The organism is Jeotgalibacillus terrae, from assembly GCF_016908195.1.
Classification (GTDB): domain Bacteria; phylum Bacillota; class Bacilli; order Bacillales; family Jeotgalibacillaceae; genus Jeotgalibacillus; species Jeotgalibacillus terrae.
The window spans coordinates 1-21,774 of sequence record NZ_JAFBDK010000020.1 but is presented as its reverse complement, the minus strand read 5'-3'; the positions used below and the strand labels follow the sequence as shown (position 1 = coordinate 21,774).

The 21,774-nt window shown below is 44.0% G+C and carries 21 protein-coding genes; 14 read left to right on the top strand and 7 right to left on the bottom strand.

Going from position 1 to position 21,774, the window contains the following annotated elements; translation table 11 throughout:
- Positions 1-19: 19 nt before the first annotated feature.
- From rsmG to rpmH, 7 genes are all read right to left on the bottom strand, one after another.
- A complete protein-coding gene (gene rsmG / locus JOD21_RS16050) occupies positions 20-736 on the bottom strand; it encodes a 16S rRNA (guanine(527)-N(7))-methyltransferase RsmG (RefSeq protein ID WP_204730592.1) in 717 nt (238 codons plus the stop codon).
- A 20-nt stretch (positions 737-756) separates the two neighbouring features.
- Positions 757-2,649 (bottom strand): tRNA uridine-5-carboxymethylaminomethyl(34) synthesis enzyme MnmG, encoded by a 1,893-nt coding sequence (gene mnmG, locus JOD21_RS16045; protein WP_204730591.1) that lies wholly within the window; start codon positions 2,647-2,649, stop codon positions 757-759.
- A 298-nt stretch (positions 2,650-2,947) separates the two neighbouring features.
- Positions 2,948-4,330, bottom strand: a complete 1,383-nt coding sequence (mnmE, locus tag JOD21_RS16040) for a tRNA uridine-5-carboxymethylaminomethyl(34) synthesis GTPase MnmE (protein WP_204730590.1) — start codon at positions 4,328-4,330, stop codon at positions 2,948-2,950.
- A gap of 615 nt (positions 4,331-4,945) precedes the next feature.
- The gene (gene jag, locus JOD21_RS16035) at positions 4,946-5,566 is read right to left on the bottom strand and encodes an RNA-binding cell elongation regulator Jag/EloR (protein WP_204730589.1); all 621 of its coding nucleotides are present in this window, start codon (positions 5,564-5,566) and stop codon (positions 4,946-4,948) included.
- Between the two features lie 15 nt (positions 5,567-5,581).
- The gene (gene spoIIIJ, locus JOD21_RS16030; protein ID WP_204730588.1) at positions 5,582-6,349 is read right to left on the bottom strand and encodes a YidC family membrane integrase SpoIIIJ; all 768 of its coding nucleotides are present in this window, start codon (positions 6,347-6,349) and stop codon (positions 5,582-5,584) included.
- Positions 6,350-6,434: 85 nt separating this feature from the next.
- On the bottom strand, positions 6,435-6,791 hold the full coding sequence (gene rnpA, locus JOD21_RS16025) for a ribonuclease P protein component (RefSeq protein WP_204730587.1): 357 nt from the start codon (positions 6,789-6,791) through the stop codon (positions 6,435-6,437).
- Positions 6,792-6,863: 72 nt separating this feature from the next.
- Complete coding sequence (gene rpmH, locus JOD21_RS16020) at positions 6,864-6,998, bottom strand: 50S ribosomal protein L34 (protein ID WP_082029149.1); 135 nt, start codon at positions 6,996-6,998, stop codon at positions 6,864-6,866.
- 866 nt (positions 6,999-7,864) lie between these two features.
- On the opposite strand from rpmH, the gene dnaA reads away from it, so the two are divergent.
- From dnaA to JOD21_RS15950, 14 genes are all read left to right on the top strand, one after another.
- Positions 7,865-9,211 (top strand): chromosomal replication initiator protein DnaA, encoded by a 1,347-nt coding sequence (gene dnaA / locus JOD21_RS16015; RefSeq protein WP_204730586.1) that lies wholly within the window; start codon positions 7,865-7,867, stop codon positions 9,209-9,211.
- 189 nt (positions 9,212-9,400) lie between these two features.
- A complete protein-coding gene (gene dnaN, locus JOD21_RS16010) occupies positions 9,401-10,537 on the top strand; it encodes a DNA polymerase III subunit beta (RefSeq protein ID WP_041123997.1) in 1,137 nt (378 codons plus the stop codon).
- A 258-nt stretch (positions 10,538-10,795) separates the two neighbouring features.
- Entirely contained in the window at positions 10,796-11,017 is a 222-nt protein-coding gene (gene yaaA / locus JOD21_RS16005; protein WP_041124034.1) for a S4 domain-containing protein YaaA, read from the top strand.
- A 6-nt stretch (positions 11,018-11,023) separates the two neighbouring features.
- Positions 11,024-12,148 carry a DNA replication/repair protein RecF gene (recF, locus tag JOD21_RS16000; protein ID WP_204730585.1) on the top strand — a complete coding sequence of 375 codons (1,125 nt, stop codon included), beginning with the start codon at positions 11,024-11,026 and terminating at the stop codon, positions 12,146-12,148.
- Between the two features lie 7 nt (positions 12,149-12,155).
- Positions 12,156-12,413 (top strand): extracellular matrix regulator RemB, encoded by a 258-nt coding sequence (gene remB, locus JOD21_RS15995; protein WP_041123999.1) that lies wholly within the window; start codon positions 12,156-12,158, stop codon positions 12,411-12,413.
- A 19-nt stretch (positions 12,414-12,432) separates the two neighbouring features.
- Positions 12,433-14,370, top strand: coding sequence for a DNA topoisomerase (ATP-hydrolyzing) subunit B (gene gyrB, locus JOD21_RS15990; protein ID WP_338032915.1), 1,938 nt, complete (start codon positions 12,433-12,435; stop codon positions 14,368-14,370).
- A gap of 271 nt (positions 14,371-14,641) precedes the next feature.
- Positions 14,642-17,140 (top strand): DNA gyrase subunit A, encoded by a 2,499-nt coding sequence (gene gyrA / locus JOD21_RS15985; protein WP_204730584.1) that lies wholly within the window; start codon positions 14,642-14,644, stop codon positions 17,138-17,140.
- A 92-nt stretch (positions 17,141-17,232) separates the two neighbouring features.
- A complete protein-coding gene (locus JOD21_RS15980) occupies positions 17,233-18,309 on the top strand; it encodes an HD-GYP domain-containing protein (protein ID WP_204730583.1) in 1,077 nt (358 codons plus the stop codon).
- Positions 18,310-18,516: 207 nt separating this feature from the next.
- Positions 18,517-19,038, top strand: coding sequence for a sigma-70 family RNA polymerase sigma factor (locus JOD21_RS15975; RefSeq protein WP_204730582.1), 522 nt, complete (start codon positions 18,517-18,519; stop codon positions 19,036-19,038).
- Complete coding sequence (locus tag JOD21_RS15970; protein ID WP_204730581.1) at positions 18,989-19,276, top strand: DUF5345 family protein; 288 nt, start codon at positions 18,989-18,991, stop codon at positions 19,274-19,276. Before JOD21_RS15975 ends, JOD21_RS15970 begins: the two co-directional genes overlap by 50 nt.
- The gene (locus JOD21_RS15965) at positions 19,269-19,490 is read left to right on the top strand and encodes a sigmaY antisigma factor component (RefSeq protein WP_204730580.1); all 222 of its coding nucleotides are present in this window, start codon (positions 19,269-19,271) and stop codon (positions 19,488-19,490) included. Before JOD21_RS15970 ends, JOD21_RS15965 begins: the two co-directional genes overlap by 8 nt.
- Entirely contained in the window at positions 19,478-19,669 is a 192-nt protein-coding gene (locus tag JOD21_RS15960; RefSeq protein WP_204730579.1) for a PLDc N-terminal domain-containing protein, read from the top strand. Before JOD21_RS15965 ends, JOD21_RS15960 begins: the two co-directional genes overlap by 13 nt.
- Positions 19,670-20,566, top strand: coding sequence for an ABC transporter ATP-binding protein (locus JOD21_RS15955; protein WP_204730578.1), 897 nt, complete (start codon positions 19,670-19,672; stop codon positions 20,564-20,566).
- Positions 20,563-21,333, top strand: a complete 771-nt coding sequence (locus JOD21_RS15950; protein WP_204730577.1) for an ABC transporter permease subunit — start codon at positions 20,563-20,565, stop codon at positions 21,331-21,333. The genes JOD21_RS15955 and JOD21_RS15950 overlap by 4 nt, the downstream gene beginning before the upstream one ends.
- Positions 21,334-21,774: the final 441 nt, after the last annotated feature.

Genomic DNA, 21,774 nt, shown 5'->3' with positions numbered 1-21,774 from the left:
TGTGAAAAACTAAACGCCATTATGAAAGCGGAGATTTGTTCGGTGTTCCCGGCTTTCTTGGATACTTCTTAGGTGTAGATTTTGTTTTTTCCACTACAATAACCGATCGTTCGCTTTCTTCTTCAGGAAGCGTAAAAGCATGTTCGGCTGACTTTTTGCCTCCGAGAAGCTTCAGTGCTTTTTCACCCTGCTCAAGTTCATCAGCAGCGCCTGCACCCTTCATCGCTACAAAGTGTCCGCCGGTTTTAACAAGCGGCAGACAAAGCTCTGACAGCACAGAAAGTCTGGCAACAGCTCGGGCAGTCACCAGGTCATACTGTTCACGGTGTGCAGCGTTTTGGCCGAAAGTCTCAGCGCGGTCATGATAAAAGTGTACATCAGTCAGCTTCAGCTCATCTGCTAAATGATGTAAAAACGTAATCCGTTTATTTAATGAATCCACAATTGAGACTTTCAAGTGCGGGAAGCAGATTTTAATCGGAATACTCGGAAAACCTGCTCCCGCTCCCACATCACATATACTGAGCGGCTTTGTAAAATCAACATAAAAAGCAGCTGTGATCGAGTCATAAAAATGCTTTAAATATACTTCTTCACGGTCAGTGATCGCAGTCAGGTTCATTTTTTCATTCCATTCAACGAGAATTTCATGATACTGCCTGAACTGCTGAAGCTGTTCTTCACTTAACGTAATACCATTTGCTTTTAGCTGTTCAAAAAACTGCTGTTCTGTCATGTTGGTCTCCTTTAGCTCATTCAACCGGATACTTTTGCAATTTTACCCTGCTCAATATAGACAAGCAGAATTGAAATGTCTGCCGGATTTACTCCGGAAATTCGTGATGCCTGGGCAATAGACAGCGGCTGAACCTCGCGCAGCTTCTGTCTTGCTTCCGAAGCAAGCCCGGTAATCGCATCATAATCAATGCCTTCTGGAATTTTTTTATTCTCCATCTTTTTCAGCTTATCAACCTGCTGAAGAGATTTTTCGATATAACCTTCATATTTCACCTGAATCTCGACCTGCTCCTCTACGTCCCCCGGGAGTTCAGTCTCTGCAGGTATGAGTGCTTTAATATGATTGTACGTGATTTCCGGTCTTCTTAAAAGGTCTGTTCCGCGAATTCCGTCTTTTAAAGCAGAGCTTCCTGCTTCTTCAAGCAGTGACTGCGTTGCTTCATTCGGCTTAATTATAACTTCTTTCAACCTGTTAATTTCCGCATCAATCATATCCTTTTTAGCATTAAAACGGCTGTAGCGCTCGTCTGAAATCAACCCGATTTCATGACCCACATCTGTTAATCTCAGATCTGCATTATCGTGACGCAGAAGCAGACGATATTCAGCACGTGACGTCAGCAGACGGTACGGTTCATTCGTCCCTTTTGTCACAAGGTCATCAATCAGTACCCCGATATACGCATCAGAACGGCTTAAAATCACTTCTTCTTTATTAAAGGCACGGCGCGCAGCATTAATACCGGCCATCAGACCCTGTCCAGCTGCTTCCTCGTAGCCTGACGTACCGTTGATCTGACCTGCAGTGTAAAGATTGCGGATCTTTTTCGTTTCAAGCGTCGGCCACAGCTGAGTCGGCACCATTGCATCGTATTCGATTGCATAGCCTGAACGCATCATCTGTGCATTTTCAAGACCTGGAATCGTTGAAAGGATCTGCTGCTGAACATCTTCAGGCAGACTTGTTGATAGACCCTGCACGTAGACTTCCTTTGTATTACGGCCTTCAGGCTCAAGGAAAATCTGGTGACGCGGCTTATCGTTAAAGCGGACCACTTTATCCTCGATTGATGGACAGTAGCGCGGACCTGTTCCTTTAATCATACCTGAATACATCGCTGAACGGTGCAGGTTGTCATCAATAATCTGGTGTGTCTCAGCATTTGTATACGTCAGCCAGCATGGCAGCTGGTCTGTGATAAATTCTGTAGTTTCATAACTGAAGGCACGCGGCGTTTCATCGCCCGGCTGAATTTCAGTTTTCGTGTAATCAATCGTCGAACTGTTCACACGTGGCGGCGTACCTGTTTTAAAACGGACGACATCAAAGCCAAGGTCTCTCATATGATCTGCGAGACCAATAGATGGCTGCTGGTTATTCGGACCGCTTGAATATTTCAGGTCTCCGATGATCACTTCACCGCGCAGGAATGTTCCTGCTGTGATAATTGTCGTTTTCGCGCGGAATGTTGCGCCAGTATTGGTAATAACGCCGTGGCATTCGCCTTCTTCAATGATCAGTTCCTCAACCATACCCTGAAGCAGCGTCATATTCGGTTCATTTTCAATTGTTTCTTTCATCATTTGCTGATAAAGCACTTTGTCAGCCTGGGCACGCAATGCACGCACAGCAGGCCCTTTTCCTGTATTCAGCATCCTCATCTGAATATGCGTCTGATCAATTGTACGTCCCATCTGACCGCCAAGCGCGTCAATTTCGCGTACAACAATTCCTTTTGCCGGACCGCCGACAGAAGGGTTACATGGCATAAATGCCACCATATCAAGATTAATAGTCAGCATGAGTGTTTTCGCACCCATTCGTGCTGAAGCAAGTCCTGCTTCCACACCCGCATGACCGGCACCAATGACGATTACATCATAATTTCCTGCCTCAAATTTTTTCACCATAGTGATGAATGTCCTCCTTTAAATGTTGAGTCACTGTTACATTGTGTAGTTGATCTGCGTTACAGGCGGACGCTTTCCGGACGGAGGACCGTTTTGTGGTCCTATCTTTACCGCTCAGGCTTCGCCTTGCGGGGTCTCAGCTTCCCACTTATCGTCCCGGTGTCGCCGCCTTCCACTCCGATCAATGCTCTGGTAAATAAATTACTTTTATAACAGAGACTCATACTGCATAATTTCCAAGGAACAAGGTTCAATTTATCAATGAACTGATGGCCACTCAGACCGTCAGTATCTATTATTATTTTCCAAGACAGAACTGCGAGAATAGCTGGTCGATCAGGCTTTCCTGAACGGTATCACCGATCATCTCACCAAGGATCTCCCACGTACGGCGCAGGTCAATCTGCACCATATCAACCGGCATCCCCATTTCAGCACCCTGAATGGCTTCTTCAATTGCCTGTAATGCCTGATGCAGCAGGGCAATGTGACGGCTGTTTGATACATATGTGCCATCGCCAAGATCAACAGAACCGTCAAAGAATAATGAAGCAATCGCTTCTTCAAGCTCATCTACACCCTGCTCTTTTAAAAGCGAAGTCGTGACAAGCTTATGATCACCTGAAAGCTGTTTTACTTCTTCGAGATCAATTTCCTGAGCGAGGTCCGTTTTATTCACGATTACGATCACATCCATACCTGTGACTGCTTCAAACAGCCTGCGATCCTCATCAGAAAGCTCTTCGCCGTGATTTAATACAAGTAAAATCAGATCCGCTTCCTTTAATACCTGGCGTGAACGTTCAACGCCGATCCGCTCTACAATATCTTCTGTTTCACGGATTCCTGCTGTATCAACAAGTTTGAGCGGGACACCTCTGACGTTTACATACTCTTCGATCACGTCACGCGTCGTACCCGGAATATCCGTTACGATGGCTTTATTCTCCTGGACGAGACTATTTAATAAGGAAGATTTTCCGACATTCGGTCTGCCGATAATCACGGTTGAGAGGCCTTCACGCAGAATTTTTCCCTGTTCCGATGTTTTCAGCAGCTTCTCCACTTCATCGCGTACATACTGTGATTTTTCCATCATCATAGTCAATGTCATTTCCTCGACATCATCATATTCAGGATAATCAATATTCACTTCCACCTGCGCTAAAATCTCCAGGATCTCCTGACGCAGCGACTGCACAAGACGTGACAGTCTTCCCTGCATCTGATTCATCGCGACGTTCATCGCCCGATCTGTCTTTGCACGGATCAGATCCATCACTGCTTCCGCCTGAGACAGGTCAATCCGTCCATTTAAAAATGCACGTTTTGTGAATTCACCAGGCTCAGCAAGTCTCGCCCCTTCACGCAGCAGCAGTTGAAGCACACGGTTTACACTGACTACACCGCCGTGACAATTAATTTCAACTACATCTTCACGCGTAAAGGTTTTAGGTCCCTTCATGACTGATACCATGACTTCTTCAATGGTCTCATCCGTTTTCGGGTCCACAATATGACCGTAGTGAATGGTGTGGGATGGGACAGACTGCAGCTGCTTCCCGCCACTTCTATATACTCGGTCAGCAATCGTGAAAGCTTCATCACCGCTCAACCGGACAATTGCGATCGCACCTTCACCCATTGGCGTTGATATTGCTGCAATCGTGTCAAACTCCATAACATGTCACCCCGTTTTTCTTTCTCTATACATTAAGAAGGGCCTTCCGCACAGAAGGCCTCGGTTATATACTCTCTAAATCATTAGAATACCATACTTTTGCATTGAAAAAAAGAAAATCAGTTGGCATTATCCACAATGTATGGTATTTAGAATGGATATTCACATGTGGATAACGTAATTTATTTAAGTACTTTGTGTAAGTTGGCTGATGTTTTTTTCTCCAAGTTGAATCTTTCCGTGACCAGGCGCTGAGCCATCCAACTATGAAGACAGGGTAATAACGCAATTTATTTAACATTAAAATTTTTATATTATTTTTAAATATTTTCCATAATATTAATTTATTAAAATGAATAATTAAATTTTAGCTGCTAATTATAATCATTTATTTTTAAAAGATGAATCGTAAAACATGCTTTATGACTGCATTCTCAGTGTAGCTGAGCGTAAGGCGGTGACTCCGGGACGAATAGAGGGAAGCTGAGACCCCGCAACCGAAGGTGAGGAGGGCTTATGGAGCCACAAAACGGCTCATCCAGGAAAGCGTCCGCCTGAAGCGCAGCGAAACGATGAAAATGAAAAAATCAGCTGCCATGTGACAGCTGATTTTAATTAATATTTAGCAGTGATCACCAGATAGCGGTGAGGATCGCGGCCTTCTGAATGAGTTTCAATATCACGTCTTGACGACAGCGTACTGTGGATGATTTTCCGTTCAAAAGATGGCATCGGCTCGAGCTTTACAGGACGGCCTGTACGGACGGCCTGTTCTGCTTTACGTTCAGCAAGCTGGCTGAGCGTGATGCGTCTTCTTTCACGGTAATTTTCTGCATCTAACACGATTGTAACAAATTGATCTGTGTAGCCGTTTGCAATCAGCTGGGCAAGCGTTTGAAGCGCGTTAAGCGTCTGTCCGCGTTTGCCGATCAGCAGTGCAACTTTTTCACTTTCAAGCAATATTGTAACGGTTTTTCCTTCCCGCTGAACAGATGTTGTCAGTTCAACATCCATTTGGCGGGCAATATCCTTTAAATAGCGATCCACTTCTTCAATTGCATCTCTTTTTCGGATCACCTGAACTTTTGCAGGTCGTGATCCGAGCCCGAGAAAACCTTTTTTTCCTTCATCGAGCACTGAAATATCAGCGCGCTCTCTGGAAATACCCAGCTTTACAAGCGCTTCAGAAACAGCGTCTTCCACCGTTGCACCAGTCAGCGTGATTTCCTCCTTCACATACAGCCCCTCCTATCAAGTTGAGCTTTCCACTTCATCTTTTTTCTTGAATGTACCATTAATGAGTAATGTCTGCACAATCATAAAGATGTTACCGACTACCCAGTAAAGTGAAAGGGCAGTTGGGAAGATGAAAGCAAATACTGCGATCATAACAGGCATCAGATACAACATAATCTGCATCTGCGGGTTCATACCTGCAGGGTTTCCGGCCATCATAATTTTTTGCTGAAGGAATGTCGTTAAACCAGTGACAATCGGCAAAATAAAGAATGGATCCGTCTCACCAAGGTCGAACCATAAGAAATTGTGATTGGCGATCTCTGTCGTTCTTACAATCGCATGATAGAACGCAATCAGAATCGGCATTTGAATGACTAACGGGAAACAGCCGGCAAGCGGGTTTACTCCGTGTTTTTGGAACATCGCCATTGTTTCCTGCTGAAGTTTTTGCTGTGTTTGAGCATCCTTTGAAGAATACTGTTCACGTAACTTCATCATTTCAGGCTGAATTTCCTGCATACGCTTTGTATTTTTTGTCTGCTTGATCATCAGTGGCAGCAGTACAAAACGAATTAAAAGTGTAACGACAACAATTCCGAGACCATAGTTTTCATTAAAAAATTCAGCTACCTGTGTAATCAGCCAAGATAGTGGATACACAAAATAGCTATTCCAAATCCCTTCACTGTCTGGTGTGATCGGCTGATCGATTTCCGTACAACCTGCAAGGAAAACAGCTACGACCGCAAACATCATAAAGGGAAAGAGCTTCTTCTTCACGAATATGTTCCTCCCTGTCTATCTTTTCATTCTTATAAATCTCATAACCACCCGTTATTGTAACACGTTTAGTCAAATAGAGGCGCTATTTCTTAGAATTTTCACTTTTAAGGACACGTGCTTTTTTCATCACATGTGTCAGGCTTTTTTTCGTTTCATGGAAATTCAAATCAGCTGCCGGCTTTCTTGCAATCACAACATAATCACAAGAAGGGTCCAGCTCATTTGACAGTTCCAGAAAAACCTGTCTGATATATCGTTTTACCTGGACACGCGTGACTGCATTGCCAACTTTTTTGCTGACAGACAGGCCAAGCCTGAACATGGTTTGATCCTGCTTTTTCAGGCGATAGAGCACGAATTGACGGTTGGCCATTGATGTTCCTTTTTTAAATACCGCCTGAAATTCAGGATTTTTTTTGATTCTCTGCTCTTTTCTCATTACGCCACCCACAATTTTCGATATTTTTCCGGTATTTAAGAGAAAAAAGACCACTGAGTGGAATCAGTGGTCTTAAGCAGACAATACTTTACGTCCACGTTGACGGCGACGAGCAAGAACTTTGCGTCCGTTCTTCGTGCTCATGCGTGCGCGGAATCCGTGTACTTTACTTCTTTTACGAGTATTTGGTTGGAATGTACGTTTCATAGTAAGACACCTCCTAAAAAGATCATGATATCTATGATCAGAACTCTAAACATTTTAAGTCATTATAGCGACGATAAGTCGTTATTGTCAATGTCTGATTCGTGCAACCACTATATCATAACACCCCATGCGTCCCCATTCAATAGAAAAATGAAAAAATGATCAATTTCTGTAAGGGGAATGATGTTTCTACTATAGAAGGGGGATGAATATGACCTTTGTGCAGAGGTTAGTGAGCTGAATACCAGAGGTGGTGACCCGAATTAAGCTGATCATGATCCTAAACCAGCATATGCATCATTCTGATCCAAAACAATGCCCTCTTCATTAACTTCACTTCAATATAGAAGATAAAATTACAGACAAAATCTTATGGCTTTCAAAAATATTTTTAATTAACTACCGTACTTTAATTTCCTCTTCCATTTCTGAATAGCATCTCTACAAGATTCAAATTCTCTCAATCTGTTAATAACTCTGCACAGCGATTTGTCCGCGAAAAAAATTATCCACAACGCTTATCGACACCTTTTTCACATGTTCATCCCTTGTGGATAGTTGGAATCCACGTGTTGAAGGGGATGTGGATAAATATGATCAAGCATTGCACTGATTGGTTTTATTTGATATCATAATTGTGTTTTCACTCTGAATAACTTTTTAACAGATTTATATTATCCACAAATGTGGATAGCCTGTGGATAAACATTTTCACATGCATGTAAAAAGTTGTCCACAGCTGCTGAATATTGTCGATACATCACGAATTCGGCTTTTTTCGTTATTCATGATGATGTATATATATGAATTTTTCATTTTGAGAATGTTTTTCTCGAAAAATAATCGTAAAAGGAGGGGGCATTTAGTTGGAAAATATCACGGATTTGTGGAACCGCGCACTCGAAGATATGGAGAAAAAAATCAGTAAGCCAAGTTTTGAAACCTGGCTGAAGTCAACTAAGGCATTTACGCTGCAGCGCGATGTTTTGACAGTTACCGCACCCAATGAGTTTGCGCGCGACTGGCTTGAAGGAAACTACACCCAGCTGATTGGCGGTGTACTGAAAGAAGTCACCGGTGAAGAGCTGAAGGTTAAATTCATTATTCCTCAAAACCAGGATGAAGATGATTTTGATCTGGCGTCACCACCAAAAAGGCCGGTTGTTGACGATGACCAGCAGGAGTGGTCAAAAAGCATGCTGAATCCGAAGTACACGTTCGACACATTTGTCATCGGATCCGGTAACCGCTTTGCCCACGCTGCATCACTTGCTGTTGCCGAAGCACCTGCCAAAGCTTATAATCCGCTTTTTATCTACGGAGGCGTAGGTCTTGGGAAGACGCACTTAATGCATGCGATCGGGCATTATGTACTTGAACATAATCCGAATGCAAAGGTTGTCTATCTGTCTTCAGAGAAATTTACAAATGAGTTTATTAATTCAATCCGTGACAATAAAGCGGTGGATTTTCGCAATAAATATCGCAATGTAGATGTTCTCTTAATAGATGATATTCAGTTTTTGGCCGGTAAAGAACAGACGCAAGAGGAATTCTTTCATACTTTTAATACACTTCATGAGGAGAGCAAACAGATTGTCATCTCCAGTGACCGGCCACCAAAAGAAATTCCGACACTTGAAGACAGGCTGCGTTCGCGCTTTGAATGGGGCCTGATTACAGATATTACACCACCGGATCTCGAAACAAGAATTGCGATTTTACGTAAAAAAGCGAAAGCTGAAGGACTTGATATCCCGAATGAAGCGATGCTTTATATTGCCAATCAGATCGATTCCAATATCCGTGAGCTTGAAGGTGCGCTGATCCGCGTTGTTGCGTACTCTTCTTTAGTGAGCAAAGATATCAATGCCGACCTGACAGCTGAAGCACTGAAAGATATCATGCCAAGCTCGAAGCCGAAAGTAATTACAATTATGGATATCCAGAAAACAGTCGGTGAGCATTTCAGCGTAAAGCTTGAAGACTTTAAAGCGAAGAAAAGAACGAAGACAGTCGCTTTCCCGCGTCAGATTGCCATGTATCTTTCAAGAGAGCTGACTGATTTTTCTTTACCGAAGATCGGGGAAGAATTTGGCGGACGTGATCATACAACTGTTATTCATGCGCATGAAAAAATCTCCAGATTACTTGTTGAAGATGATTCTCTGAAGCATGAGATTAAAGAAATCAAATCTGCACTACAGAAATAATCTGTTGATAAGTGTGGATAGCCGTTGCAGGTCTGAACACATTTTATTCACATGTGGAAAACTTGCATAGCAATTCATTAACAGGCTTATCCACATATCCACAGCACCTACTAGTACTATTACTATTTATTTAAAAAATAATTATTATATAACTCGCAGCAGTATGCGAAGAGTTGGAGGCTATCTCACATGAAATTTCAGATACAGCGCGATAAGCTGGTTGATGGCGTAAATGATGTTATTAAAGCAGTGTCATCAAGAACAGCGATTCCGATTTTAAGCGGTATTAAAATTACTGCACACGATGAAGGGATTACACTGACAGGCAGTGACTCGGATATCTCAATTGAATCTTTTATCCCGAAAGAAGAAGACGGAAAAGAAATCGTTAACGTTGAACAGACTGGGGGAATCGTACTCCAGGCAAAGTTTTTTGAAAGCATCGTTAAGAAACTGCCACTTGATACTGTAGAAATTGAAGTACATTCTCATCTTCAGACTGTGATCCGCTCAGGTAAATCTGAGTTTAATCTGAATGGTCAGGACGTCAATGAATACCCGCGTCTTCCTGAAATTGAAGAAGACAGCGTATTAAAAATTCCTACTAACCTTTTAAAAACAATGATTAGACAGACTGTTTTCGCAGTGTCCGCCTCAGAAACACGCCCTATCTTGACAGGTGTAAACTGGACGGTGGAAGATGGCATGCTGAACTGTGTTGCAACAGACAGCCACCGCCTGGCGATGCGTAAGGCACCGATCAACGGCGGGAATGGGGAACCTTATAAAGCAGTGATCCCTGGTAAAAGCTTAAATGAGCTGAACAAGATTCTTGATGATACAGCAGATGAAACGGAAATTGTCATGACTGAAAACCAGGTGCTTTTCCGTGCGAAGCATGTATTATTCTTCTCACGTCTGCTTGAAGGAAATTATCCTGACACGTCACGTCTTGTCCCATCTGAAAGTAAAACGGAAATGACAATCGGCGGGAAAGACTTCCTTCAGGCGATTGACCGTGCATCGCTTTTAGCGAGAGAAGAAAGAAACAATGTCGTTAAGCTTCACATCAGTGAACAGGGCGGCGTACAGATTTCTTCCAACACACCTGAGATTGGTAAAGTTGTAGAGGAAGTGCAAAGTGACGCAACAACTGGTGAAGAACTGACGATCTCATTCAGCGCGAAATACATGATGGATGCACTGAAAGTTCTTGAAGGCGCTGAGACGAATATCCAGTTCACAGGAGCGATGAGACCATTTGTCCTCCGCCCAACCGGTGACGACTCCATCCTGCAGCTGATCACACCTGTGAGAACGTACTAAAAGAAAAGATTTCAGGTTAAAATAAATTTTTATACCATCAGAGGTGAACGTAGCGTAAGGGGAAGACTCCAGCATGAAAGCACGAGGAGGCTCAGCGCACGCCGCGCTCCCCCTGAAGCGTAGTGAACCGATTACAGAGGCTGAGACATATTTGTCACAGCCTCTTTCGTACTTTCAGAACACCGATGTTTCCTTTGTTTTCAGGACTCATTTGGGGTAAAATAAAAGGATAAGTGAATGCAGAAAGAAGTGATGAAAATGACTGAACAAATTACGATTCAGACTGAATATATTACGCTTGGACAATTTCTGAAATTAGCGAATGTGATCCAGAGCGGCGGCATGGCAAAATGGTTCCTTGGTGAGCACGATGTTTTTATTAATGATGAACAGGATCAGCGCAGAGGACGCAAGCTGCGCGACGGGGATACAGTATTCATCCCGGAAGTAGGCACGTACAAAGTAAAATCGGAAGGGTAACAGCGAATGCACATTGAGCAGCTTGAGCTTACTCACTATCGAAATTATGACAAGCTGACATTAACGTTTGATAACAATGTCAACGTCATACTCGGAGAAAACGCACAGGGCAAGACAAACGTGATGGAGTCCATTTATGTCCTGGCGATGGCAAAATCGCACAGAACGTCAAATGATAAAGATTTGATACAATGGCATGAAGAGTATGCTAAAATAGAAGGTAGAGTGATGAAGCAGCACGGCGCGCTTCCTCTGGAACTTGTGATATCAAAAAAGGGGAAGAAAGCGAAAGTCAATCACCTTGAACAATCAAAACTCAGCCGCTATGTCGGCCATATGAATGTAGTCATGTTTGCGCCCGAAGATCTCCACCTTGTAAAGGGGAGCCCTCAAGTAAGGCGTCGTTTTATTGATATGGAGATTGGCCAGGTTTCTGCTGTGTATTTACATGACAGCAGCCTTTACCAGAAGATTCTGCTTCAGCGCAATCACTATCTGAAACAGCTGCAGGCAAGAAAGCAGACAGATCAGACAATGCTTGAGGTATTGACTGACCAGTTTGTTGAGATGGCTGCTAAAATTGTCGTGCGCCGTTTTCAATATTTGAAGCTTTTGCAGGAATGGGCTGAGCCGATTCACAAAGGGATTTCACGGGGACTCGAAACGCTTGAGGTTGTGTACAAGCCATCTGTCCAGGTAACAGCAGGTGCCAGTCAGCAGGAAGTCGAAGAAGTCTTCCGGGAAAAGCTGGCTTCTGTCCGTCAGCGTGAAATTGAGCGCGGCGTGACCCTCGCAGGACCCCACCGTGATGACCTGCAGTTTTTAGTGAACGGTCATGATGTCCAGACATTCGGCTCACAGGGTCAGCAGCGTACAACAGCGCTGTCGATCAAGTTAGCTGAGATTGAATTGATCCACGCAGAGATTGGTGAATACCCAATTTTACTTCTGGATGATGTGCTGTCGGAGCTGGATGATTTCCGCCAGTCCCATTTACTGAATACAATCCAGGGTAAGGTCCAGACATTTGTTACCACCACCAGCGTGGAAGGGATTGATCATCAGACACTGAATGAAGCGACAACCTTTATTGTCGAGGACGGTGTGATGAAAAAAACTGGAGGGAGCTGACCCGGGCATGTATGTGCATATTGGGGAGGACGCAATGGTTAGAATGAATGATATCGTGGCGATTATGGATATGCAGGCAGCTGAGGACTCGCTCATTATGGAGCAGTTCATGAAAGACAACGATAACGGCATCGTTGATCTCTGTCAGTCAGCCTGTAAGTCAATTGTCATCACTGATTTCAAGGTTTATTTATCACCATTGTCATCAGCTACCCTTAAAAAAAGAGCGGAAAAAATGAGCAGGCCCTTTGGCCGCAAGCAATAGAAAGTGCAGGTGAGATCGCGTGGCAACTGAAGATACAAATATCCAAGCCTATGATGAGAATCAGATACAGGTGCTTGAAGGTCTTGAAGCAGTAAGAAAGCGTCCGGGGATGTATATCGGATCGACTGCCGCAAGAGGACTCCACCACCTGGTGTGGGAAATCGTTGATAACAGTATTGATGAGGCACTGGCAGGCCACTGTGACAAAATTTCAATCAGAATTACAGAAGATAACTGGATCGAAGTAGAAGATAACGGACGCGGCATTCCAGTCGGTAACCACGAGAAGATGGGTCGTCCGGCTGTTGAAGTTATCATGACAGTCCTGCATGCCGGCGGTAAATTCGGCGGCGGCGGATATAAAGTGTCAGGCGGTCTTCACGGTGTAGGGGCTTCAGTCGTGAATGCTTTATCTGAAGAACTGCAGGTGTATGTGCACCGTGATGGGAAGATCTACAACCAGGTATACAGACAGGGTGTTCCTCAGTTTGACCTGAAAGTGATCGGCGAGACAGATCACACAGGAACGATTACACGCTTTAAAGCGGATCCTGAAATTTTCACTGAAACGACTGAATATGATTTTGATACGCTTGCAAACCGTGTAAGAGAGCTTGCTTTCTTAAACCGCGGACTTGCACTTGAAATAGAAGATCAGCGTGAACAGGACGAAGAAGGCAATAATATCGTAAAGCACTTTCACTATGAAGGCGGGATTAAGTCATATGTAGAGCACTTAAACCGTTCAAAAGAAGTGATTCATCCGGAGCCTGTATTTATTGAAGGGGAAAAAGACGGTATTTCAATCGAAATCTCCATGCAGTATAACCAGGGCTTTGCGAGCAATATTTATTCTTTTGCCAATAACATCAACACATACGAAGGCGGAACGCATGAATCAGGCTTCAGAACAGCCCTTACACGTGTGATTAATAACTATGCCACACGTAATAACCTGCTGAAGGATGCTGATGGCAACCTCTCGGGTGAAGACGTGCGTGAAGGTCTGACAGCCATTGTTTCTATCAAACACCCTGATCCTCAGTTTGAAGGTCAGACGAAAACAAAGCTTGGTAACTCAGAGGCAAGAACGATTACAGACCAATTGTTCTCAGAACACTTTACAAAGTTCATGATGGAAAACCCCCAGGTTGCCCGTCAGATCGTTGATAAAGGGTCAATGGCAGCACGTGCCCGCCTGGCTGCGAAAAAAGCACGTGAGCTGACGCGCAGAAAGAGTGCGCTTGAAGTATCAAGTCTGCCTGGTAAGCTTGCTGACTGTTCTTCAAGAGATCCTCATATCAGTGAAATCTACGTAGTTGAGGGTGACTCTGCCGGCGGTTCAGCCAAGCAGGGACGTGACCGTCATTTCCAGGCCATCCTGCCGCTGCGCGGGAAGATCATCAACGTTGAAAAAGCGCGTCTGGATAAAATTTTATCGAATAATGAAATCCGTGCCATCATTACGGCACTTGGAACAGGAATCGGTGAGGACTTTGATATTTCCAAAGCCCGTTATCATAAAGTTGTTATCATGACAGATGCCGATGTCGATGGTGCGCACATCCGTACGCTCCTGCTGACATTCCTATACCGCTATATGCGTCCGATTATTGAGGCAGGCTATATTTATATTGCCCAGCCGCCACTTTACAAAATCACGCAGGGTAAAACAATCCGTTATGCCTACACTGATCGTGAAATGAATCGCATTCTCTCAGAAATGCCGGCTGCGCCAAAGCCTGGCTTACAGCGTTATAAGGGTCTTGGAGAGATGAACCCTACTCAACTGTGGGAAACAACGATGGACCCTGAATCACGTACAATGCTTCAGGTCAGTCTTGAAGATGCGATTGAAGCAGACGAAACTTTTGAAATTCTGATGGGTGACAAGGTGGAACCGCGCAGAATGTTCATCGAAGAAAATGCTGCTTACGTAAAAAATCTGGACGTATAACTTTTATAAATGCGGAGGGATAGGCTGTCCTATCCCTTCTTCCATTTCGTTTTGTAAAGATAAAAAGTGAGATTTCACAGCTGATGATTGAAGAGCAGGGCGGTGACTCCTGCGGAAAAACGATCGTGAAAGACCCCGGAAGGCAGTGGTTTTCTGCCTGACCTGAGCGTTCGTCCGCAGAAAGCATCCGCCCGCAACGAAAATCAGAAGCCAACTTTACAGAGCCGATCTTTAGAACAGAGTAATTGCTGGAATAGGAGGTTTTTCTGTTATGGCTGAAACGCCGAGTTCGAATGTTCATGAAATCAACATAAGTCAGGAAATGCGTACCTCATTTATGGATTACGCAATGAGCGTTATCGTATCACGTGCCCTTCCTGATGTAAGAGACGGCTTAAAACCGGTTCACCGTCGTATCCTGTATGCGATGAATGACCTTGGAATGACGTCTGATAAAGCATATAAAAAATCTGCCCGTATCGTCGGTGAAGTAATCGGTAAGTATCACCCGCACGGTGACTCTGCTGTATACGACACAATGGTACGTATGGCGCAGGATTTCAGTTATCGCTACATGCTCGTTGACGGCCACGGGAACTTCGGTTCAGTGGATGGAGACGCAGCAGCAGCGATGCGTTATACAGAAGCAAGAATGTCGAAGATTTCTATGGAAATTCTTCGTGATATTAATAAAGATACAATTGATTACCGTGATAACTATGATGGATCTGAGCGCGAGCCGATCGTTTTACCATCGCGTTTCCCGAACCTGCTTGTCAACGGTTCAAGCGGTATCGCAGTCGGAATGGCGACAAACATTCCACCGCATCAGCTTGGAGAAGTCATCGATGGCCTGCTTGCATTCAGTGAGCATCCTGAAATCACAATTGCCGAGCTGATGGAATATATCCCGGGGCCTGATTTTCCGACTGGCGCACTGATTTTAGGTCGAAGCGGTATCCGCCGTGCGTATGAAACAGGACGCGGTTCAGTGGTCCAGCGTGCGAAAGTTGAAATTGAACAGAAAGCCAATGGACGTGAAACAATTCTTGTTCATGAGCTGCCTTATCAGGTCAACAAAGCGAAGCTGATTGAAAAAATCGCTGAGCTCGTACGTGATAAAAAAATTGATGGGATTACAGATCTTCGTGATGAGTCTGACCGTAACGGGATGCGTGTTGTTATTGAAGTGCGCCGTGATGCAAATGCAAACGTGCTACTAAATAACCTTTATAAGCAGACAGCGCTTCAGACAAGCTTTGGTATTAACATGCTGGCGCTTGTTGACGGTCATCCGAAGGTATTGAACCTGAAGGAAGCCCTTCATCATTACCTGGAGCATCAGAAGGTTGTCATTCGCCGCAGAACTGAATTTGAACTGCGTAAAGCCGAAGCACGTGCGCATATTTTAGAAGGTCTGCGTATCGCACTTGATCATATTGATGAAATCATTGCACTGATCCGTGGATCTGAAACGACTGATATTGCCCGTGAAGGACTGATGACTCAGTTCAGTCTGTCTGATAAGCAGGCACAGGCAATTCTTGATATGCGTCTTCAGCGTCTGACAGGACTTGAGCGCGACAAAATTGAGGAAGAATATCAGGGACTTGTTTCATTAATTAAAGACCTGAAAGAAATTCTTGCCAATGAATCACGTGTGCTTGAAATCATCCGTGAAGAGCTGCTTGAATTAAAAGAGCGCTTTAATGATAAGCGCCGCACTGAAATTACAGTCGGCGGAGCGGAAATGATCGAGGATGAAGACCTGATTCCACAGGAGAACCTGATTGTAACCCTTACACATAACGGCTACATTAAGCGTCTTCCTGCTTCGACGTACCGTTCACAAAAGCGTGGAGGAAGAGGAATTCAGGGGATGGGTACGAATGATGATGATTTCGTCGAGCACCTGCTCACAACTTCAACCCATGACACCATTCTGTTCTTTACGAATAAAGGAAAAGTGTACCGTACGAAAGGGTACGAAATTCCCGAATATAGCCGTACAGCAAAAGGTTTGCCACTTGTGAACCTGCTTGAAGTGGATAAAGATGAAGTCGTGAACGCGATGATCCGTGTGGAAGAGTTTGATGAGAATTCATACTTCTTCTTTACGACAAAGCGAGGTGTATCTAAACGTACACCGGCAACTGACTTTGCCAATATCCGTAATAATGGACTGATTGCCATTAACCTGCGTGAGGATGATGAACTGATCTCTGTGAAATATACAGATGGTGAACGTGAAATCATTATCGGAACGAAAAATGGACTGATGATCCGTTTCCCTGAATCGGATGTCCGTTCAATGGGACGTACAGCAGGAGGCGTGCGCGGAATCAGGCTGAATGATGATGATATCGTCGTCGGCATGGAAATACTCGGTGAAGGAAACGACATACTTGTCGTGACTGAAAAAGGGTATGGCAAGCGCACACCGGAAGAAGAGTACCGTGTTCAGTCAAGAGGCGGTAAAGGAATTAAAACGTGTAACATTACTGAGAAAAACGGCCGTCTTGTTGCAGTGAAAGCTGTAACCGGGGAAGAAGATATCATGCTGATTACAGCTCATGGCGTACTGATCAGAATGGATGTATCCGGTATTTCACAGACAGGGCGAAGCACACAGGGTGTGAAGCTGATCCGTCTTGGCGATGAAGAACACGTAGCAACAGTAACGCGTATTGAAAAAGAAGATGAAATTGATGAAGCAGTCGATGAGATGGAAGAGCAGCATGAGTCTGCACCGGCTGAGACAGAAGAATAAATTTTCAAAAGAAAGCAGGAAAAAAACTCCTGCTTTCTTTTTTTTATGTGATAAAATGATAAAAAAGAACTAGATGTCTGGAGGTGCAGATGATGAAAGTAAATATAGATGAGGTCACAGAAGGATGCAGAATTGCAGAAGATATTATGGGCCTGACGACTCACCCGATTGTTAAAAAAGGAACTGAGCTCGAAGCGATTCATATAGAAGCGCTTAAAGCTTTTCATATTCAATACGTAGAGATTTTCTCAACGCTTTCTGACGGCAGCAGTGTAGAAGCTGAGCCTGTGCGGGAAGAAGAGGTGGAAGTAAAAAGAGAACCTGAATCGACGCCATTTAAAAAGCAGTATATGGATTTAATTACTTACTATAATGGTGTTTTCAATAGCTGGCAATCTGGCGGTAAAATTGATATCGTCGCATTGAAAAGCAGACTGATGCCGCTTTTAAGACAAATTGCAAAAGATAAGAGTATCATCTATCAGCTTCACAGATGGTCAGAAGCAAAACATTATATTGCCCATCACTCAGTTTCAACTGCACTGATCAGCTATCTGCTTGCTGACAAAGCAGGGTATGATCAGGGGAGCTGCACTCAGCTTGCTGTAGCCGGTATGTTAACTGATACAGGAATGGCTAAAATGCCGATGTCTATTCTGAAAAAATCCGGTGCCCTTACGCAGGATGAGGCAAGGGAGATCCGTAAGCATCCTCTATACAGCTACCAGTATGTGATGGACAGCCCGCTGCTCAGAAATGAAATGAAAGCGGCGATTCTGCAGCACCATGAGCGTCTTGATGGCAGCGGCTATCCTAAAGGAAGCAGAGGAAATGAAGTGTCCCGTACTTCCCAGGTACTTGCCTTAGCTGATGTATTTCATGCGATGACATCAGAGCGGCTATATCGTGCGAAAAAGTCTCCATTTAGAGCTCTTGAAGTCATCTGGGGAGATGAAATGGGTAAATTTGATATTGCCCTGTTAAGAGCGCTGCAGGAGATCGTAGGCGGTCTTGCAACAGGCACACCTGTGATATTATCAGATGGCCGCACTGCTGAAGTCATCTTTACGCAGCCTCAGCATTTACTGAGACCCGTAGTAAAATCAGGCGAAGACATGGTTGATCTGACTATAGAAAGAAAGCTATACATCGAACAGGTTATTTCTTAATTGAAATAGCCTTTTTATTTTGAAGGCTATCTTATAGACCAATGTTGTTTTAGCACAGCTGGTGATTGCAGCGGAAAGCGTTCCTCCTGGAGCGTAAATCACCAGCCGCCTTTAACAGAGATTTATTTTTAAAAAAATTTATTTTCAATTGAACAAATCGAACAGTTTAAACGTATAAGCTTCAGATAAAGAAAAAGGAGGGACGGTATGAACAGAGATGACGAACAGCTCAGTCACTGGCTGCATGACAATTATTCGTTTTTATACGCCTATCTGATCAAGCTGACGCTGCATCCTGCAGAAGCTGAAGATCTCGCACAGGACACAGTTGTCCGTTGTATTGAACGCTTCTCACAGTACCGTCCGGAGAAGGCTTCTTTTTCAACATGGATGATTCAGATTGCGACGAACCTCTGGCTGGATAAAAAACGCAGGAAAAAGCGTGAGCAGCAATATCTGAACAGACAGCAGCTTGAGTGGCACCTTGGTGAAGGAATCGGACTTGAAGTGGCTGAGGCATTAGGCAGGCTTGGCGATCATCACAGGGTGCCTGTCGTCCTGAAATATTATTATGGATACTCTTATGAAGAAATTGCAGCAATCTGCCGCGTCTCAACAGGCACAGTAAAATCAAGACTGCACCACGCCATGGCAAATTTAAGAAAGGAGCTGGGAGAAGATGAAGGACAAAACGGAAGAAAAACTGATCAGAGGTCTGGAAGAGTTTGACCGGCTTGATCGCACACCTCCGCCCCATGAATCTTTTACGCTGATGATACACGAAATCAGACAACGTCAAAGGAAAGAATTGATTTTATTTTTCATTGCAGCCCTTTTTATTGTCACACTTACAGTCATGGTACTGATCAACGAACCGATTTTGTATGTCGCAGGCCAGCTTCTGTTTTTAATTGTTGCCGGAGTGGTCCTCGCAATCCGAAAAAACCGGGTGAAACAGCATGAATGAAATCAATCCGCTGCTTTTTATCCTCATCGTTGTCATATTAATTGCTCAAAGTACATTTTTATTTACTGATGCAAGAAAGAGAGGACACGCAAAATGGTTTTGGGGACTTTGGGGGATGATCCAGACACCAATGCCACTGCTGTTTTATCTCTTATGGTCACGAGTATTGAAAAACTACCTGCAAAAAAGGAGAGAAGACAAATGGATGAAATAAATTTTGCGATTGTAGCGCCGCTTGCTTTAATCAATATTATTATTGCGGTTATTGCCCTGATTGACCTGGCTAAAAGACCATCTGTAAACGGGCCGAAATGGGTGTGGGTGCTCGTCATTATCATCATTAATCTGATTGGTCCGATCCTGTACTTTGTTTTCGGCAGAAGGGACACATAAATGATCACAGTAAACAATCTGACAAAAACATTCGGTTCATTTACTGCAGTGGATCAGCTGTCTTTTAATCTGAAAGCCGGTCGTACAACCGCACTCGTCGGCCCAAACGGTGCGGGAAAAACAACCGCGCTTCATATGATCAGCGGTCTGTCCAAGCCGACATCAGGGAGTATCACATTTGAAGAATCTACAGCTGACCCGAGACAGCACATTGGTTTCCTGCCTCAGTACCCTTCATTTTACAACTGGATGACCGCTAAAGAATATCTCGTATTTTCAGGCAGACTCGGTAAAAAGTCAAAAAGTGATTCACAGAAAAAAACTGTTGAGCTGCTGGAGAGAGTGGGTCTTGCTGAGCATGCCAATAAAAAAATAGGGGGATTTTCAGGAGGAATGAAGCAGCGCCTCGGTATTGCCCAGGCGCTGATCCACAGTCCGAAGCTTCTCTTGCTGGATGAGCCTGTCTCAGCGCTTGATCCGACCGGAAGAAAAGAAGTGATGACACTGTTGAATGAATTGAAGAGTGAAATGACCATCCTCTACTCCACCCATGTATTACATGATGCGCAGGTGCTGTGTGATGACGTGCTGATGATGAATCAGGGAAGAAAGGTACTGTTTGATTCAATCGATCAGGTGTACCGGCAATTTGAGCGGCCGGAGATGGTGATCCGTGTTGATGAAGCAATTACTCACTGGGTGCAGTCTTTAAAAGAGCGTTACCCTGATCTGACAATAGAAGAAACTGAAACAACCGCACGGATAAAAGGCAGGGAAATCAAAGAACTAAGAACACTCCTGCTTAAGGAAGCGCTCGATTATCGTCTGCCTCTCAGGTCTCTTGAAGTCGGCACAGCTTCTTTGGAAGATGTGTTCCATGAGGTGATGAAAAAATGAGTGTACTATTTAAAAAAGAAATGCTTGAAATGGCAAGAAGTTATAAGTGGGTCTGGATGCCGCTTGTATTCATCGCGCTTGGCATTATGCAGCCACTGACAAGTTATTATTTGCGGGATATTCTTGAGGAATTTGGCGGACTGCCTGAAGGTGCAGTTTTTGAGATCCCATTGCCTGGTGCTGATCAGGTTTTTGCTGAAACGCTCGGGCAGTTTTCCCAGATCGGTGTCTTTGTGGTTGTCCTTGCACTGATGGGCGCACTGGCCGGAGAGCGTTCGAGCGGTACAGCCGTGATGGTGCTTGCGAAGCCAGTCTCACATGCTGGTTATTTTTTAGCTAAATGGATAGCGGGTATCCTGCTTGTGTTTGTTTCTTACGCGGCAGGAGCTGCTGCAGCGTTGTATTATATCTTTTTATTATTTGATCCAATTAACTTTCAGCAGATTTTACTTTCATCATTCTTTTATTTCATGTGGCTTTTATTCACTGTAACGCTGGTGCTTTTTTTAAGCACATTCTTGAAGAAGAGTGCCGCAGCAGCTGGAGCCTCCCTCGTTATACTAATTATTCTTGCACTCGCTTCTTCTATCTTTAAAGAGCCGATGATGTGGACGCCGGGGTATCTGCTTGAGCTTTCAAGTCTTGCCATTCAGGAAGAAACACTTGATGGTTTATGGAAATCACTGATCAGTACAATCATATTGTGTACGCTGTTGATCGTTGGATCAATCGGATATTTGAAGCGGAGAGAATGGGTTCAGGGATAAGCATTTGCGTCTGACAGCTGGTAAAGCTGTCAGGCATTTTTTTATGATTTTGAGTGACACTGAAATTGTGGTAAATAATCTAAATTAATAGTCTTTTTCAAAAGTCTTGCGTTAATGCAAAGTTCCATGATATATTATTCCTCGTTGCTTCAAAAGCGCAGCACACAATCAAAACACACAACAAAAAACAGCGAAAAACTTTTTTAAAAAAGTGATTGACTTAAAATGCTGAAAGATGTTATGATAGATTGGTCGCTTGAGAGAGCAACACCGACTTCCTTCCATATAAAGAAGTGAGCGGTAAGAAAGAATTGAACCTTGAAAACTAAACAACCAAACGTCAACGTTTAAGATTTTAAGTCTTTTTCGAACAAAAAAGACAATGAGCTTTTCAAACACTTTACGGAGAGTTTGATCCTGGCTCAGGACGAACGCTGGCGG

Excerpts from the sequence above, each read along its gene's own strand:
- rsmG (WP_204730592.1), bottom strand. The coding sequence starts at position 736 with ATGACAGAACAGCAGTTTTTTGAACAGCTAAAAGCAAATGGTATTACG.
- mnmG (WP_204730591.1), bottom strand. The coding sequence starts at position 2,649 with ATGGTGAAAAAATTTGAGGCAGGAAATTATGATGTAATCGTCATTGGT.
- mnmE (WP_204730590.1), bottom strand. The coding sequence starts at position 4,330 with ATGGAGTTTGACACGATTGCAGCAATATCAACGCCAATGGGTGAAGGT.
- rnpA (WP_204730587.1), bottom strand. The coding sequence starts at position 6,791 with ATGAGAAAAGAGCAGAGAATCAAAAAAAATCCTGAATTTCAGGCGGTA.
- rpmH (WP_082029149.1), bottom strand. The coding sequence starts at position 6,998 with ATGAAACGTACATTCCAACCAAATACTCGTAAAAGAAGTAAAGTACAC.
- dnaN (WP_041123997.1), top strand. The coding sequence starts at position 9,401 with ATGAAATTTCAGATACAGCGCGATAAGCTGGTTGATGGCGTAAATGAT.
- yaaA (WP_041124034.1), top strand. The coding sequence starts at position 10,796 with ATGACTGAACAAATTACGATTCAGACTGAATATATTACGCTTGGACAA.
- recF (WP_204730585.1), top strand. The coding sequence starts at position 11,024 with ATGCACATTGAGCAGCTTGAGCTTACTCACTATCGAAATTATGACAAG.
- remB (WP_041123999.1), top strand. The coding sequence starts at position 12,156 with ATGTATGTGCATATTGGGGAGGACGCAATGGTTAGAATGAATGATATC.
- gyrA (WP_204730584.1), top strand. The coding sequence starts at position 14,642 with ATGGCTGAAACGCCGAGTTCGAATGTTCATGAAATCAACATAAGTCAG.
- JOD21_RS15980 (WP_204730583.1), top strand. The coding sequence starts at position 17,233 with ATGAAAGTAAATATAGATGAGGTCACAGAAGGATGCAGAATTGCAGAA.
- JOD21_RS15975 (WP_204730582.1), top strand. The coding sequence starts at position 18,517 with ATGAACAGAGATGACGAACAGCTCAGTCACTGGCTGCATGACAATTAT.
- JOD21_RS15970 (WP_204730581.1), top strand. The coding sequence starts at position 18,989 with ATGAAGGACAAAACGGAAGAAAAACTGATCAGAGGTCTGGAAGAGTTT.
- JOD21_RS15965 (WP_204730580.1), top strand. The coding sequence starts at position 19,269 with ATGAATGAAATCAATCCGCTGCTTTTTATCCTCATCGTTGTCATATTA.
- JOD21_RS15960 (WP_204730579.1), top strand. The coding sequence starts at position 19,478 with ATGGATGAAATAAATTTTGCGATTGTAGCGCCGCTTGCTTTAATCAAT.
- JOD21_RS15955 (WP_204730578.1), top strand. The coding sequence starts at position 19,670 with ATGATCACAGTAAACAATCTGACAAAAACATTCGGTTCATTTACTGCA.
- JOD21_RS15950 (WP_204730577.1), top strand. The coding sequence starts at position 20,563 with ATGAGTGTACTATTTAAAAAAGAAATGCTTGAAATGGCAAGAAGTTAT.